Origin of the sequence: Corynebacterium singulare, assembly GCF_000833575.1 — a bacterium.
Classification (GTDB): Bacteria; Actinomycetota; Actinomycetes; order Mycobacteriales; family Mycobacteriaceae; genus Corynebacterium; species Corynebacterium singulare.
Genome location: NZ_CP010827.1, coordinates 2786756 through 2801683, shown reverse-complemented (window position 1 = coordinate 2801683; position 14928 = coordinate 2786756). Strand labels below are relative to the sequence as shown.

16 protein-coding genes are annotated in these 14928 nt (G+C 60.0%); 4 read left to right on the top strand and 12 right to left on the bottom strand.

The window, feature by feature from the left end; translation table 11 throughout:
- Nucleotide 1: 1 nt before the first annotated feature.
- The 4 genes from CSING_RS12800 to CSING_RS12785 all read right to left on the bottom strand — a co-directional run bounded on the left by CSING_RS12800 (nucleotide 2) and on the right by CSING_RS12785 (nucleotide 2306).
- Entirely contained in the window at nucleotides 2-961 is a 960-nt protein-coding gene (locus CSING_RS12800; RefSeq protein ID WP_042532915.1) for a bile acid:sodium symporter family protein, read from the bottom strand.
- Between the two features lie 55 nt (nucleotides 962-1016).
- Nucleotides 1017-1388, bottom strand: a complete 372-nt coding sequence (locus CSING_RS12795) for a Rieske (2Fe-2S) protein (RefSeq protein ID WP_042532914.1) — start codon at nucleotides 1386-1388, stop codon at nucleotides 1017-1019.
- A 10-nt stretch (nucleotides 1389-1398) separates the two neighbouring features.
- Nucleotides 1399-1629, bottom strand: a complete 231-nt coding sequence (locus CSING_RS14130; protein ID WP_042532912.1) for a hypothetical protein — start codon at nucleotides 1627-1629, stop codon at nucleotides 1399-1401.
- Nucleotides 1630-1844: 215 nt separating this feature from the next.
- The gene (locus CSING_RS12785) at nucleotides 1845-2306 is read right to left on the bottom strand and encodes an SdpI family protein (RefSeq protein WP_042532910.1); all 462 of its coding nucleotides are present in this window, start codon (nucleotides 2304-2306) and stop codon (nucleotides 1845-1847) included.
- Between the two features lie 158 nt (nucleotides 2307-2464).
- Between CSING_RS12785 and CSING_RS12780 the strand changes: the two genes are divergently transcribed.
- A complete protein-coding gene (locus tag CSING_RS12780; RefSeq protein WP_042532908.1) occupies nucleotides 2465-3700 on the top strand; it encodes a dicarboxylate/amino acid:cation symporter in 1236 nt (411 codons plus the stop codon).
- 195 nt (nucleotides 3701-3895) lie between these two features.
- On the opposite strand, the gene trpA is transcribed toward CSING_RS12780, so the two are convergent.
- The 6 genes from trpA to CSING_RS12750 are packed head-to-tail and all read right to left on the bottom strand — an operon-like array spanning nucleotide 3896 to nucleotide 10496.
- The gene (gene trpA / locus CSING_RS12775) at nucleotides 3896-4723 is read right to left on the bottom strand and encodes a tryptophan synthase subunit alpha (RefSeq protein WP_042532906.1); all 828 of its coding nucleotides are present in this window, start codon (nucleotides 4721-4723) and stop codon (nucleotides 3896-3898) included.
- Nucleotides 4723-5937, bottom strand: coding sequence for a tryptophan synthase subunit beta (gene trpB / locus CSING_RS12770; RefSeq protein WP_042532904.1), 1215 nt, complete (start codon nucleotides 5935-5937; stop codon nucleotides 4723-4725). Before trpB ends, trpA begins: the two co-directional genes overlap by 1 nt.
- A 21-nt stretch (nucleotides 5938-5958) precedes the next feature.
- Complete coding sequence (gene trpCF, locus CSING_RS12765; protein WP_042532901.1) at nucleotides 5959-7341, bottom strand: bifunctional indole-3-glycerol-phosphate synthase TrpC/phosphoribosylanthranilate isomerase TrpF; 1383 nt, start codon at nucleotides 7339-7341, stop codon at nucleotides 5959-5961.
- Complete coding sequence (gene trpD, locus CSING_RS12760) at nucleotides 7319-8356, bottom strand: anthranilate phosphoribosyltransferase (protein WP_042532899.1); 1038 nt, start codon at nucleotides 8354-8356, stop codon at nucleotides 7319-7321. Before trpD ends, trpCF begins: the two co-directional genes overlap by 23 nt.
- Nucleotides 8356-9000 (bottom strand): anthranilate synthase component II, encoded by a 645-nt coding sequence (locus CSING_RS12755; protein WP_042532897.1) that lies wholly within the window; start codon nucleotides 8998-9000, stop codon nucleotides 8356-8358. The genes trpD and CSING_RS12755 overlap by 1 nt, the downstream gene beginning before the upstream one ends.
- Nucleotides 8997-10496 (bottom strand): anthranilate synthase component 1, encoded by a 1500-nt coding sequence (locus CSING_RS12750; RefSeq protein WP_042532895.1) that lies wholly within the window; start codon nucleotides 10494-10496, stop codon nucleotides 8997-8999. The genes CSING_RS12755 and CSING_RS12750 overlap by 4 nt, the downstream gene beginning before the upstream one ends.
- 436 nt (nucleotides 10497-10932) lie before the next feature.
- Between CSING_RS12750 and CSING_RS12745 the strand changes: the two genes are divergently transcribed.
- From CSING_RS12745 to CSING_RS12735, 3 genes are read left to right on the top strand one after another with little or no spacing between them, the layout of a single operon-like run.
- Entirely contained in the window at nucleotides 10933-11916 is a 984-nt protein-coding gene (locus CSING_RS12745; protein WP_042532893.1) for an ABC transporter substrate-binding protein, read from the top strand.
- The gene (locus CSING_RS12740; RefSeq protein ID WP_042532891.1) at nucleotides 11913-12770 is read left to right on the top strand and encodes an ABC transporter permease; all 858 of its coding nucleotides are present in this window, start codon (nucleotides 11913-11915) and stop codon (nucleotides 12768-12770) included. Before CSING_RS12745 ends, CSING_RS12740 begins: the two co-directional genes overlap by 4 nt.
- A gap of 3 nt (nucleotides 12771-12773) precedes the next feature.
- Nucleotides 12774-13562: an ABC transporter ATP-binding protein gene (locus tag CSING_RS12735; RefSeq protein WP_042532889.1), complete on the top strand. Its 789-nt coding sequence runs from the start codon at nucleotides 12774-12776 to the stop codon at nucleotides 13560-13562.
- A 29-nt stretch (nucleotides 13563-13591) separates the two neighbouring features.
- On the opposite strand, the gene CSING_RS14150 is transcribed toward CSING_RS12735, so the two are convergent.
- Complete coding sequence (locus CSING_RS14150) at nucleotides 13592-14017, bottom strand: amidohydrolase family protein (RefSeq protein WP_265340015.1); 426 nt, start codon at nucleotides 14015-14017, stop codon at nucleotides 13592-13594.
- Between the two features lie 8 nt (nucleotides 14018-14025).
- Nucleotides 14026-14919 carry an amidohydrolase family protein gene (locus CSING_RS12730; RefSeq protein ID WP_265340014.1) on the bottom strand — a complete coding sequence of 298 codons (894 nt, stop codon included), beginning with the start codon at nucleotides 14917-14919 and terminating at the stop codon, nucleotides 14026-14028.
- Between the last annotated feature and the right edge of the window lie 9 nt (nucleotides 14920-14928).

The window sequence follows — 14928 nt, the reverse complement described above, 5'->3', positions numbered from 1 at the left end:
CTCACTCTACCCGTGCGTAGCGCGAAGCCACAGACGCGCAAATCATGAGCTGAACCTGGTGGTAAATCATGAGTGGCAGGATAAGCAGTCCGAGCGACGTGCTACCGGATGCGAAGATGACCGATGCCATCGGTAGGCCCGTTGCTAGGGACTTCTTCGAGCCGCAGAACTGGATGGCGATGGAGTCTTCGCGGCTAAACCCGAGCTTCGCGCTGACGATTTTGGTGAGCCACAGCATGAAGAAGACTAGTGCTGTAGAGAAGAGTATCTGGAACAGGATCTGCCAGATGCTTATCGACGCCCATATTCCGTCCACCATGCCCTTTGAAAAGGCCGCATACACGACCATTGCGATGGATCCACGGTCCACTATTTTGGTGGCCTTGCTTGCGGCGATCTTGCCCGTCCATCGCCGTGTGAGCTGACCGAGCACGAATGGCAGGAGCAAGAGGACTGAAATCTCAACGAAGACCGAACTATCGATGTGTATTCCGTCGCCCGCGCCCATGAGTGCCATAACGAGCAGTGGGGTGAGGATGACACCCGCCAAGTTGGACGCTGATGCCGAGACGATGGCGCCGGCGACGTTTCCCCTCGAGACGGACGTGAAGGCCACTGAGGACTGCACCGTCGACGGCACGAGCGTCAGGTAGAGGATGCCTAGGTAGAGATCCCTGGGGATGAATGCCGTGAGCGGTCTGAGTGCAAGGCCGACCACGGGATAGACCACAAAGGTGAACGCCAGGATCGTCAGGTGAAGTTTCCAGTGCTTGATGCCGTTGATGGCTTCGCGCGGCGATAGGCGCGCACCGTACAGGAAGAAGAGAAGCGCGATACCAATATTGGTGAGGGCGTCGAAGGTGTCTGCAAAGCCCCCGCGAGCGGGAAACACGACGGCGATCGCGACCGCGCAGAGGATCAGGATGATGAGGGGATCAAGGTTTTTGAGACGCTCAAGCATACAACAGAGTGTAGACGCCCCTCAGATGTTTCACGTGAAACGCTCTCCGGCGAGATTAGGCGGGGACGTTCTTGACGGTTCCGCCATCGTTCTCAACGCCGTACTCGGTGAGCGGTTTGGGGCTGGGGCCGCCGGTAACCTCGCCCGTGGCAAGGTCGAAGCTAGAGTAATGGGTTGTGCACGTGGCGGTCATGCCTTCAATCTTGGTGATGAGCGAATGCTGGTGTGGGCAGGTTTGCGAGTAGGCCTTGAACTCGCCCTCGGTTGGCTGGGCAAAAATGACCTTATCCACGATGACAGCTGATCCCACCGGGATCTCAGTGGCGGCAATTTCAGCGGAGGGCTCCTTGCCACACGCGGCGAGGTACGCGCCAGCGAAGGTGGTGGCGGAGCCGAGTAGGAACATACGACGAGAACACGTAGTCATGGGCCCTACTTTATCCGATTTCGCCCTCCCATATGGGGAGCTCTTCCATTGGGCTACCGCTAAAGTCATAAGACCCATATGAGGTACCCACGTCGCTATAGATTGTTCCCGCCTCTGCTATCGTACTGTTCCCCCGCGAGTCGATGGACCGGGCATACGTGGCGCCGGCTCCAAGGACGGTAAGGCTCAGTGCTGCGGCGGCGACGAGTTGGAGTGCTGTGTTTCGCTTGATGTTAGTCATAGAAACCATAGTCCTCCGGGTGACCCATCATTGTCACGCGCCAGCCCGTCTTCTAAGCCTCTTCCTGTTGACTTGGCAGCAAACGATAAGAAATAAAAAGTGGCGATCTCAATGGAGGGTCTAACCAACCATTGGATCGCCTGGGCTAAGAATTCGTTGTGACGATAAGAGTAAGAAGCGAACTATCCGCTTATAGCGTCACAGTGTCGTATTTATCAATGGGACTGATCGGCGCGCTCGGCGGCAGCGCGGACCGCGGAGACGTCGACAGTCGGTGCCTCTTCTTCCCCGCATCCTCCATCGCCGCAGTTACAGGAATCCCCGCATCCCTCGTCGTCCTTGTGTGCCTGGTCCCACAAGTAGGCAGCGCGAGCGCCCATGTTGGAACCGATGGACAGCGCGAGAACGGCGATGACAAAAGTGGCTGCCGGAATGAGCCACATCCAGCCTTCGGCGCGAAGCGCGACGATACCGCCAAAAACCAGTGCCACCCCACCCAATGTCCAAAATGGCCCAGCGACGGCATGCGCATTGTCCCATGCTTCCTTGGTTTTCCGGATTTCCGCGAGGCGCAGTCCGACGACACCATTACCAGGCAGCTTGCGCATTGTGGCCAGTCCACCCACGATCAGGAGAATGGCAGCGATGATGAAAAACAGGATTCCGACTACGAGCATGCTCACTAGTCTATCCCTCCCATCCGAAGACGAGAAAGCCGGTTCAAATTATTAGTTCGGTGCTGTAATATACATTTCGTGTCGCTTGGCAGATATTAAAGCTTTTATTCCCTGGCGATGGACAACCACATGGTTCCAACCATAGAAAAGACTCAATCATGAAACTCAAGAGCGTTATCAACTCTCTGTTGTTCAAGATTATCGTGGCGATTATCTTGGGCATTATCGTAAGCCGGTTTGCGCCCGAATGGTTCGGTAGAACCTTTGCAACTTTCAACGGGCTGTTCTCTAACTTCCTCGGCTTCTTCATCCCAGTTCTTATCTTTGCCCTCGTCGCCCCAGCTATCGCTGGACTGGGCCGTGGTGCTGGAAAGTGGCTCGGCATCACTGCGGGCATTGCTTACGGTTCCACCATCATTTCTGGCCTTATTGCCTATGCTCTGACCCAGCTTCTCTACCCGGTCATGCTCAAGGGGCAAACTCTCAATACCGATGTATCCGACATCGATGAAGGTGCCCTTGAACCCTACTTCGAGGTTCTCATGCCGGCACCATTTGAGGTCATGACGGCGCTACTCCTCTCCTTCTGTGTTGGCGTTGCTATGACGACTGTAAAGTCTGACAACCTCTACACCCTGTCCAAAGAGTTCGAGGCCATCGTCATCAAGGTCATCTGGGGTTTTGTCATCCCGCTGCTGCCTATCTACATTTTCGGCATCTTCCTCACTCTGGGTATGAATGGCAACATTGGCGCGGTAATGGTCGCCTTCGCGAAGGTGCTTCTGCTTTCCGTCGTCATGACGCTCGTCTACCTGGTTTTCCAGTACGTGGTGGCCGGTGCGATAGCTGGTAAGAACCCCTTCACTGCGTTAAAAAACATGGCTCCGGCGTATTTCACGGCGCTGGGTACCTCTTCGTCCGCGGCTACTATTCCTGTGTCTCTTGACTCCGCGCTTAAGAACGGTATTTCCAAGCCCGTTGCCGGTTTTGTCATCCCGTTGTGTGCGACTATCCACCTTTCTGGTTCGATGATGAAGCTGACGCTCTACGCCTTCGCGATTGTGTTCATGACTCCGGGTATGGAGGGTAACCTTGGCAAGGCATTGAGTTTCATCCTGCTCTTGGGCATCATGATGATTGCTGCCCCTGGTGTACCGGGTGGAGCGGTTATGGTGGCCGTTGGTCTCCTGCAATCCAATATGGGCTTTGATGATTCGATGGTCGCTCTGATGATTGCGGCTTACATCGCTATCGACTCTGTGGGCACCGCTGCGAACGTCACCGGCGATGGCGCAATCGCGATGATTGTTGACCGCTTTGCCCGCGATAAAATTCAAGGCATTGAGGGCGAATCCGATAAAGCGGCTGTGAACGAGGAGCTCACCAACTCCTAGTTTCACGTGAAACTTTCTTCTGCCCTTCCCTTCTGAACTGCTCCCCACTAGTAAGCAACTGATTACTCAGTCCAACTAGTGGGGAGCAGTTTGTGCTGGAGAGGGTTGGGCGATAGCTCAGGCGTCTGGTTCGCTTGCCCCGGCAACGAGGTTGTGGGGCGCAGACGGTGGCCGTGGTGGTTCAGCTGGGGTGGTTTAGCTGGGGTGCTTAGTCGCGGCCTTCATGTCAGCAACGAAGGAGGTGACGGCATCAGCAAGCTCCGGGGTGGGCTTGTTGTTCTCGTCGAGGTGGGCGTCGACAATTTTGGTGAGTGCCGAGCCGGTGATGGCGCCGGCGGCACCGGCGGCGATGGCATCCGCTACGTGTTGAGGGGTCGAAATACCGAAACCGAGGAGGATCGGTGCACCGCCGAAACGCTTGACGTTGCTCACAACGTCGTCGAGCCCACGCGTTTCTGATTCCTTCTCGGTGCCGGTGACGCCATCACGTGAGATGGCGTAAATGTAGCCCTTGGAGAACTTGGCCACCCCGGCGAGTGTCTGCTCCGAGGCTTGGGCCGGAGCGATGAAGATGGGATCGATACCGGCCTTCTCAGCGGCGGCGACGAATGGGGCACCTTCGCGGACGGGGACGTCCGGAAGCAGGATGCTATCGGCGCCGGCGTCATGGAATTCGGAGTAGAAGGTTTCGAGTCCACGCGTGAAGGGGACGTTGCCGTAGATCAGCATGCCGATGGGAAGCTCCGGGAACTCGGAGCGGATCTGGCGGATCTGGGCAATGGCGGAATCGACGGTGGCGCCGCCGGCAAGGGCGCGGATGTGAGAGGCCTGAATGGTGGGGCCGTCAGCGACGGGATCGGAAAACGGCACACCCAGTTCGAGGGCATCAGCACCGCCGGCGACCGCGGCGCGGACAATAGCCAGTGCCGTGTCCGGGTCAGGATCGCTGAGCATGATGAAAGGAACGAAGGCACCTTCGTTACGGGCGGCGAGTGTTGAAAAGAGTGTCTCGTAACGGCTCATTAGTTCTCCTCCGGGAGCTTGAATTCGGGGTGTTCCTCGAGGGTGCGGCGGACGTGATCGATGTCCTTGTCGCCGCGACCGGATAGGGAGACGAGGATAGTGATGTCTTCTTCCTTGCGCTTGAGCGCGTAGGCCAAGGCGTGGGAAGACTCGAGGGCGGGGATGATGCCCTCGCGGCGGCTGAGTAGCTGGAAGGCCTCGAGTGCTTCGGCGTCGGTAATGCCGACATATGTGGCACGGCCTGTCTGGGAGAGGTGCGCGTGCTGTGGTCCGACGCCCGGGTAGTCCAAGCCGGCGGAAATGGAATAGGATTCCTCGACCTGTCCATCGGCATTGCGCATGAGATAGGAGCGCGCGCCATGGAGGATGCCGATGGTTCCGTTGTTGATTGTGGCGCCATGGTGTCCGGAGTTGAGGCCCTCTCCCCCTGGCTCCGCACCGATGAGTTCGACGGACTCGTCATCGATGAAGTCGGCGAACATTCCGATAGCGTTGGAGCCACCGCCGACGCAGGCGACGACGACGTCGGGAAGCCCGCCCGTGCGTTCAATCATTTGTGCCTTGGCTTCTTCAGAAATCACCTTGTGGAACTCACGCACAATTGTGGGGAACGGGTGCGGACCGGCAGCAGTGCCGAGCAAGTAGTGGGACTCGTGGAAGGTGGCGGTCCAATCGCGGAGGGCTTCGTTGACGGCGTCCTTGAGTGTGCCTGATCCGGAATCAACGGGTATGACCTTCGCGCCCATAAGCTCCATGCGGTAGACGTTGGGCTGCTGTCGGGCGACGTCTTTAGCGCCCATGTAGACCACGCACTCAAGATCGAGGAGTGCACACGCGAGGGCGGTTGCGGTTCCGTGCTGGCCGGCTCCGGTCTCGGCGATGATGCGGGTCTTGCCCATGCGCTTAGCCAGGAGGGCCTGCCCGATTACCTGATTGGTTTTGTGAGCGCCTCCGTGGACGAGGTCCTCGCGCTTGAGGAAGATGCGTGCCTCGCCGCCGAGCTTGGTGGCCTCGGTGAGCGGAGTTGGGCGGCCAAGGTAGTCACGGAGGTAGCCGGCCAGTTCCGCGCGGAATGAGGGATCATTCTGAGCATCGACGAAAGCTTGCTCAAGTTGGTCGAGGGCCGGGATGAGCGATTCGGGGACGAATTGTCCGCCGAACTCGCCAAAGTAGGCCGGAAGGAGCGTTTCCCGGGTTTCGGATGGAGTGGTCATGGTGGTCCTTTGGGTTGGGGCTTAATACGTAAAGTGACGAATGGTGTTGAAGGTGCGGGCGATGAGCCCAGTGTCCTTGCGGCCGTTGTTTTCGACGCCGGAGTTGAGGTCTAGGCCGAGGGTGCCAACGCGGAGTGCGTCGGTGAGGTTGGACAGGTTGAGTCCGCCGGCGATTAGTGCCTTGTCCTTAACGGCGGCGGGTACGGTTGACCAGTCGAAGGAGGTTCCCGTTCCGCCGGGGCCGGAGTCAAGGATGAGCATGTCGGCGGCGTCGGCAAGCGCGATGGCGAGCGAAGGGCCGTGCGGCGCGGTCATATCGATGGCGCGCCAGACCTGACGCTCCCCTGCTACTGCGCGAACAGACGCGATGAGATCAAGCTCAGCTTCCGTACTACCTTGGTAAGGCGCGTGAATCTGGAGAGCGTCGACGCCTTCGAAGGCGAGCTCGTCCCAGCCGGTTGTCCGCCGAGAGACCGCGACGTAACTCAGGTCCGGCTCGTGAGCGATGATGTCGTGTGCGGTTTCACGTGAAACAGTGCGTGGAGAAGCCTCCTCGAAGATGAGGCCCCCGTAGACGGCGCCTGCAGCGCGGGCGGCCTGGGCAGCGGACCACGTGGTGAGACCGCAGACTTTGTTGGTGCCGAAAACTAGTTCACGGCAAGCACGGTCAATGTCCGGGGTTCCGGTCAGCTGCGAACCAACGAGGAACGCATTGGCGTGAGCGCCGAGCTGACGAACGGTGTGGTTATCGCGGATGCCGGACTCGGAGACGATGACCTTGCCCCCAGGAATGTGGGGGGCGAGTTGGGCGGTGCGGTCCAGATCGATCGTTAGGTCGTGCAGATTGCGGTTGTTGATTCCGATGACGTCGACGCCAAAGGCTGTTGCGCGGGCGACCTCCTCTTCGGTGATGGCCTCGGTGAGGACGTCGAGGCCGAGGGAATCGGCAAGCTGCTTGAGTTCGGAGTAGGTCTCATCATCAACGATGGACATCATGAGCAGGATTGCATCGGCGCCGAAATAGCGTGCGGCATAAACCTGAATCGGATCGATGATGAAGTCCTTGCACAGCACCGGGAGGTGCGTGGAGAGTGCCACGGTTTGTAGGTGGTCGTAGTCGCCGCCGAAACGTTCCGGCTCGCAAAGAACCGAAATCGCCGAAGCATAGCGGGAATAGACGCGCGCAATGGCGCCGGGTTCATAGTGGTCGCGGATGAGGCCGAGCGATGGCGATGCTGACTTACACTCCATGATGAAGCGGTTGGTGCCGTTAAGGGCATCGAAGAAGGAACGCTCGGAACGAGGGAGTGCCTCCAGATCCACGTGGGCCACACGTTCCCGGATGGCGGGGAGATGGGTGCGGCGCTTGGCGACGATCCCCTCAAGCACGGTCGGCAGAGCCATAATCAGCCTCCTCGTGCTTCGTGAGCCAGGCGGCGACGGAGCCGTCCGTGATGAGCTGGGCTGCATGGGCCACGCCATCGGCGATGGTGTTGGTGGTTCCGTTGAGGTAGAACATCGCGCCCGCAGTGGCGGCGATGGCGTCGTGGTGGGCGGGTTTGCCGGTGCCGGCAAAGACCGCGCGAAGCGCCTGAGCGTTCTCCTGGCCGTCACCACCGGCGAGATCGGCGAGTTCGTGGCGGGAAATGCCGAGCTCCTCCGGGGTCAGTTCGTAGTGTTCAATGGAGCCATCGCGCAGCTCCCACACCTGGGTGGTGCCGTGCACAGCGATTTCATCGGTACCGGCGCCGTGGACGACGAGCGCGCGGGTTCGGCCGAGATCCTTGAATACCTCCGCGATGAGCTGGCCCTGAGCCGGGTTGGCGATTCCCATAATCTGGAACTCGGGCCGGCCGGGGCTCAATAACGGGCCGAGAGTATTGAAGATGGTGGAGATGCCCAGGCCTTTGCGCACCGGTTGCACGTGAGCAACCGCCGGGTTGTAGGCCGGGGCGAAAAGGAACGTGAAGTTGGAAGCCTCGAGCTGGCGGACAGCACGTTCTGGATCGAGATCGAGCGGAATGCCGAGGGCTTCGAGAACGTCGGCGGAGCCTGACTTCGAAGACACGGAACGGTTGCCGTGCTTGACCATCTTCACTTCGCCCGCAGAGGCGACGAGGGAGGCGCCGGTGGTGACGTTGATGGTGTTGGCGCCGTCGCCGCCAGTGCCGGCGGTATCCATGAGGCCCGCGCCGGTGACCGGGAAGGGACGCCCTGCGCGCAGGAAGGCGCGGGCCGCGCCGGCTACATCGGCGAAGGTTTCGCCGCGTGTGCGAATGTGGGTCAGGAGCGCGGCGATGTGGATGTCGTCGTACTCCCCCACCGTCAAGGGAGTGAAGACCTCGATCGCTTGCTCGAGAGTGGGCTCCTCAATATCGAGGAACTTCTGGAGCGTCGTGAGTGGAGCCTTGGTGGTCATTAGTTGCCTGCCTCCATAGTGGGAATAGCGGATAGTTGTTCAATACAGCGCTCGATCATGATGGGTCCCGTCGGTGTCAGGAGTGACTCCGGGTGGAACTGGAGGCCGATGGCTTTCCCGTCGAGAGTCTCGGCCGCCATGGTGACGGGGCCGATGTCTGTCTCGGTTGAAGCCAGGCTGCGCATCTCGTCCGGAATGTTCGCGCACCCCAAGGAGTGGTAGCGGGCAACCGGAACGAAACGGCCGACATAGTCTGGGTTGTCCGGCTCCGAATCGGTGGTGAGGCCTTGAAAGATCGGGTGGCGTGCCCCCGCATCGGTCAGGGTCATGGGAACGGATGAGCCGTGGACTGGGCCGCAGGGTTCGACGGTCCCACCGAAATGATCGAGGAGCGCCTGGAAACCAAGGCAGATCCCGAGGATGGGGATGCGGCCGAGGGAGGCGTCGATAAGCGGCATCATCGATCCCGCGTCCCTGGGGTGACCTGGGCCGGGCGAGAGAATGATGATGTCGGGCTTCGCAGCGAGCACCTCCTCCACCGGGACCGAGTTACGGAAGACGGTGGTGTTGTAGCCGGCGAGGGCATCGACGAGGTTGTAGACAAAGGAATCGTGGTTATCAATGAGGACAACGTGCGGGTTCATCGGATGACCTCCAGGGATGCACTCTGTGCCTGGGCGATGGCGCTGAGCACCGCGTAGGCCTTGTGCACCGTTTCATCGGCTTCGGATTGGGGAATTGAATCGCGGACGACGCCGGCACCTGCTTGGACGATGGCGGTGCCATCCTTGACGTAGGCGGAACGGATGACGATGCAGTTATCCATCGAGCCGTCGCCGCGCAGGTAGCCAATGGCGCCGCCGAAGGAACCGCGGCGAGTCTGTTCGGTCTCCCGGATGAGTTCCATGGCGCGGAGCTTTGGGGCGCCGGTCAGCGTGCCCATGTTCATGCACGCGCGGTAGGCGTCGAGGGCGTCGAAATCCTCGTGGAGTGTGGCCACGACGCGGGAGACCAAGTGCATGACGCGGGAGTAGCGGTCGACTTGGAGCAGATCAGCCACCTTGCGGGTGCCAGGAACAGCGACGCGCGCGAGATCATTGCGGGCTAGGTCCACGAGCATGATGTGCTCGGAGACCTCCTTGGCGTCGGTGCGCATCTCCAGCTCGTTGCGGATATCGAGCTCGTGCGTGGCGCCGCGGGGACGGGTGCCAGCGACGGGATAGAGCTGAACCTGCCGGTCCGATGCCGTGTATTTGAGGTTCGATTCCGGCGAAGCGCCGAAAAGTTCGTACTCAGCGCCGCGCACATAGAACATGTACGGCGAAGGATTGGTCTCACGCAGCGTGCGGTAGGCAGCGAAGGCATCGGGGCATTCAATGCTGAACTCGCGCGAGGGAACGACCTGGTAGATATCGCCGGCGTGGACGTTGCCCTGGAGCCGCTCAACGTGGCTGCGGAAGGTGGCGTCGTCGATGGAGGCGCGTGCGCTTATGCTCTCTCGCGGTGCGGGGGCCTCTGGAGTACCAGGTACGGTGACGGCGGCCAGGTCGAGCTCCTCTTCGAGCGCGTGCTTGTCGACGCCCCACCCCTCAACCCTTGCCCTCTGAGTCAGGTGGTCCACCGTGAGGACGTGCTCGGCTACGAGAAATTCATAATCAGGGTATTCATTCGGTCCGTCTGGCACCGGTGGGAGTGACTCGAAGGTGTCGACGTAGTCGAAGGCGAATCCCCCACCGAGGAATGGAAGTGACTCGCCGGAATAGAGCTGGCTAAACTGCAGCGTGCGCAAGATATCTGCGGTCGAGGTGGCGCGGAGGCGGGCGCGCTCATCGTGCTCGGTGGAGAGTTCGAAGCTAAAGGTGGCGCTGACCTCACCGTTCTGCCTCATCTTGGAGCAAAAATCCTGACGAAGTTCATCTAAGAGCAAGTGACCGGCTGGTGTTAAGGCCGTTGCGGTGACCTCCTGGCCGCGGCACACGACCTTGAGTGCTGCCTTCGTAATGGCGATGCAGGTGAGGTTCTTCTTGGTCTCAATGTCGGCGGACTCTAAAAGCAGGGAATCCTGCGGAGTGGCGAGAGCATAAAAGAGCGCGCTGGCGTCGGGTATGTACCTGACCTCACGTTGGGCTGTATACGGCATCCTGTGTCTTTCTTTAACGATAGTGAGTGCTGCCGCGAGCTTCGCAAAAGAGCAAAACGCCGAAAAGCCCGCAGCTGCGGGCCTTAAAAATTGGGGAGAAGAAAAGGGCCCGCGGGTTACGCGCGCCACCACCAAAGGTTAAAAGTGTTCTTCACAGCATCGACTCTAACACCGATACCTTCTGCCGTACAGGTAAATGAAACATGGGTACCCCCGAGAATCGTCCTCCGCGAAAACGGCTCAACATCAGAGTGATGTAGCAAACATGCAGTTGAGGGTTGTGATGCACGCCTCTGTTTCTGTCGAATGACAGCTTTGGGGTTTCGTGCGTTACCCCCGCAGGCCAAGAAAATTTACAAAACTGCTGCTTAAGGCCCTGTGGAGCGACTTTAATAACGGTCACCACAGCCGTTGATTATCTAGCTTAAGGATTGCCATGTTCAAGAAGACCGCCACTGTTCTCTCCTCCTTGGCCCTGGGGGCGGCTGCCCTGGTGGGCTGCTCGTCATCGTCGGAAAGCGCCGGCGGCGATTCGGGAGGTGGGAACTCCTACTCCATCGGCATCAACCAGCTGGTCCAGCACCCGTCCCTGGATGCTGCGGCCGAGGGTTTCCAGGCCGCGTTCGAGGACGCCGGCGTGGACGTGGACTGGGATATCCAGAATGCCAACGGTGAGCAGGGTACCGCGGTGTCCATCTCGCAGCAGATGGCAAACGCGAACCATGACCTCTACCTGGCAATCGCCACTCCGGCAGGCCAGGCCATGAGCAAGTCCATCAAGGACAAACCCCTTCTCTTCACCGCGGTCACGGACCCTGTTGAAGCGGAGCTTGTCGAATCCGTGGACAAGCCAGGCGCAAACGTCACCGGTACGTCCGACGCGGCCCCCATCGAAGAACAAGTCAAGCTCATTAGCCAGTTGGTCCCCGACGCGAAAACCGTCGGTGTGGTCTACTCCTCCGCCGAAGTGAACTCCAAGGTCCAGGTAGACCAGCTTACGGAAGCCGCTAAATCACAGGGGATGGGCGTACAGTCTCAGACCGTCACCTCTGTGACCGAGATTCCGCAGGCGGTGGAGGCGCTGGGCGACGTTGATGCAATTTATGTCCCGACGGACAACATGGTGGTCTCCGGTATCTCCTCGCTGATCAAGGTGGCGAATGACAAGACCATCCCAGTCATCGCTGCGGACTCCGGTGCGGTCGAAGGCGGTGCTGCCGCGACAATCGGTATCGACTACACGGAGTTGGGCCGTCAAACCGGCGAGATGGCGCTGCGCATCCTTCAAGACGGTGCCGACCCGGCCGAGACCGCCGTGGAGACCGCGTCCGATTACACCTACGTCATCAATGAGGATGCTGTAAAGGCGCAGGGTATCGAGGTGCCACAGGAGATTCTGGACAAGGCTGAGACGCTGTGATTGGTGCGCTTGAGCTCGGGCTTCTCTACGCCGTCATGGCCGTGGGCGTCTACCTGACGTTCCGCGTCCTTGACTTTCCCGACCTGACCGTTGATGGCTCCTTCACCACAGGCGCCGCGACTGCCAGCATTCTTATTACTACTGGTGTGAATCCCTTTGTGGCCTCGCTTGCTGGCTTCTGCACCGGCTTCATCGCCGGTTGCGTCACTGGTTTACTTCACACGAAGGGCCGTATCGACGGACTGCTTGCGGGAATCCTCACCATGATTGGCCTGTGGTCAATCAACCTACGGATCATGGGAAGTGCCAACGTCCCGCTACTGTCGCAGGACTCGGTGTTCACCCCCCTGGATTCGATGATGGGCACGTGGGCTGGAGTCGGTCTGCTCGCTGCGGGGGCGCTCGCACTGTGTCTGCTTATCGTGTGGTTTCTGTCCACAGACCTGGGCCTCTCGCTGCGTGCGACGGGCGATAATGAGCAGATGATTACCTCCTTCGGCGTCTCCACGGATTTCACGAAGATTCTGACCCTCGCGCTGTCGAATGGCCTCGTCGGCCTGTGCGGCGCGCTCATCGCTCAGTACCAAGGTTTCGCGGACATCTCCATGGGCATCGGTCTCATTTTGGTCGGGCTCGCCTCGGTGATCCTGGGGCAGGCGGTGCTCCCCCAGTCCCGCCTTTGGCTGGCGGTTGTTGCGGTGGCGCTCGGCTCCGTGGTCTACCGTCTCATCATTTTCGTGGCGCTCCAGGTGGGGCTTAACCCGAACGACATGAAGCTCATCACCGCGCTGCTCGTCATCGTCGCGCTTGTGGCACCGCGCTTGACGCGGGTTCGCACTCGAAGGAGGGCCTAGGCCATGCTCAGCATTGATTCGATTTCGAAGACCTTCTTCCCGGGCACTGCCAATGAGCGCCGGGCGCTTCGCGACGTCTCCCTTCACCTCTCCCCCGGTGACTTCATCACCGTCATCGGTTCTAACGGTGCGGGAAAATCCACCTTGCTGAATTCCATTTCGGGCCGGCTCATCCCGGATTCAGGAAGGATTCGGATTCACGGGAAAGACGTCACTACACAGTCGGAGCACAAACGTGCTCGCAAAGTGGGGCGCGTGTTCCAGGACCCGATGGCTGGTACTGCACCGAACCTCACCATTGAGGAGAACTTATCGCTGGCGTACCTTCGCGGAAAAAGTCGCGGGCTGGGGCTGGGGCTTAATTCGGCGCGCCGAAAGGTCTTTATCGACGAGCTGGAATCCCTAGAGCTCGGCTTGGAAAAGCGCCTCGGCACCAAAGTAGGCCTGCTCTCCGGCGGTCAGCGCCAAGCGCTGTCGCTCCTTATGGCGGGGTTCACTCACCCGGATGTCATGCTGCTTGATGAGCACACCGCAGCGCTTGACCCGCAGCGCGCCGAGCTTGTGACGAACCTGACGAAGCGGATTGTGGAGCAGGGCAAGCTGACCACACTCATGGTCACGCACAACATGGCCCAAGCGCTTCAGGTGGGCAATCGCCTCATCATGATGCATGAAGGCCAGATCATCTTCTCCGCAGATGCAGAGCAGAAAGCTCAGCTGACGGTGGAGGATCTCATGGCGGAGTTCGCTAAGATTAAGGGCGCATCCTCCGATAGGACGCTCCTTCAGTGAGTCTGTGTTTCACGTGAAACACAGACGGATCAAATCCCGTCAAGGACGGCATCGAGTTCGTCGAGCGTCTCGAAGGCCGGTTCTTCGATGAGGTGGCCGCGCGTGATGACCATATGGGGAGCGCTGAGGTTGCGGAAGGACTCGAGAGGGTTGGCGTCCACGACGACGAGGTCGGCTGCGAAACCTTCCTCTACCCTTCCCGTGATTTCTCCCCAGCCGAGGATTTCGGCGTTGGTCTGTGTTGCTGCGTGGAGCGCCTGAGCGGGGGTCATGCCTCCAAAGCGCACGAGATAGTCCAACTCGCGCCACAAGCTGTAGTGCGTCACGTACGTGCAGGCAGAGTCGGTTCCCGTACCGATGACCACGCCCTCAGCCAAGGCCGTGCGGAGACCATCGAGCATGCCCTCAAAGATGGCGATGCCGTTCTGCTTCACCACGTCATTGACCTTGGTCACTTCCGTGTCTAGCCTCGCCAGCGGAAGTGCGGGATAAGGGTGGGCACGAGCGCGGAGTATCCGCGTAGGGAGCGCGGGTTGTTCTTGAAGAGCTCCACCATCTCTGGGGTGAGCGGGCAGCCATGCTCGATGGTGTCGACTCCTGCCTTCAGCGCTGCCGTCACTCCTACTTCGCCTTGCGCATGAGCGGCGACGATGACCCCAGCCTCGTGGGCTTCATCGCATATGGCTGCCATTTCCTCTTCGGTGAGCTGCGGACGACCCGCCTCCCCGAGGGAGCGCGCGTCTGTTACGCCGCCCGTTGCCGCAATCTTGATGCACGTGGCCCCATTGCGAAGGTTCTGGCGAACATTGCGGCGCCCTTCCCATGGGGAATCATTGACCAGCGCAATCTGCGGTACACCGTGCCCGCCGGTGGCTGCGAGGAGTGGGCCGGAAGCCAGGATTCGGGGACCAACGTACTCCCCTGCCTCAATGGCTTCGCGGGCTTCCACGACCTCGTAACCGGGATCCCCCAGACTGCGTAGCCCGGTGACACCGGAGTTGAGCTGGGTGAGAATGTTCGCCTTGGTGCGCTTGCGCATGAGCGCGCGACCGGGAAGAGTGCTGAAGACTGTGGCGGCAATGGCCCCGCCGCGCTCGGAGGTTAGCGCCGGGTGAAGCGGCTTGCCGTCGGAGAACAGGTGGGCATGTGCGTTGATGAGTCCGGGCAGGACGAACTTGCCGTCGAGGTTGATGGGGCGCGCACCCGGGAGATGAGGGGCCGCGTCGGCTGGCCCGACATAAACAATGGTGCCGCGCTTGTCGACGCCTATGGAGTGGTTCTCAAGGACAGTACCGGCGGCGTCGCCGGTGACGATGGCACAGGATTCCAGGATGAAGGCGGTACGTGGGCTGGTCATGTGGTTAGT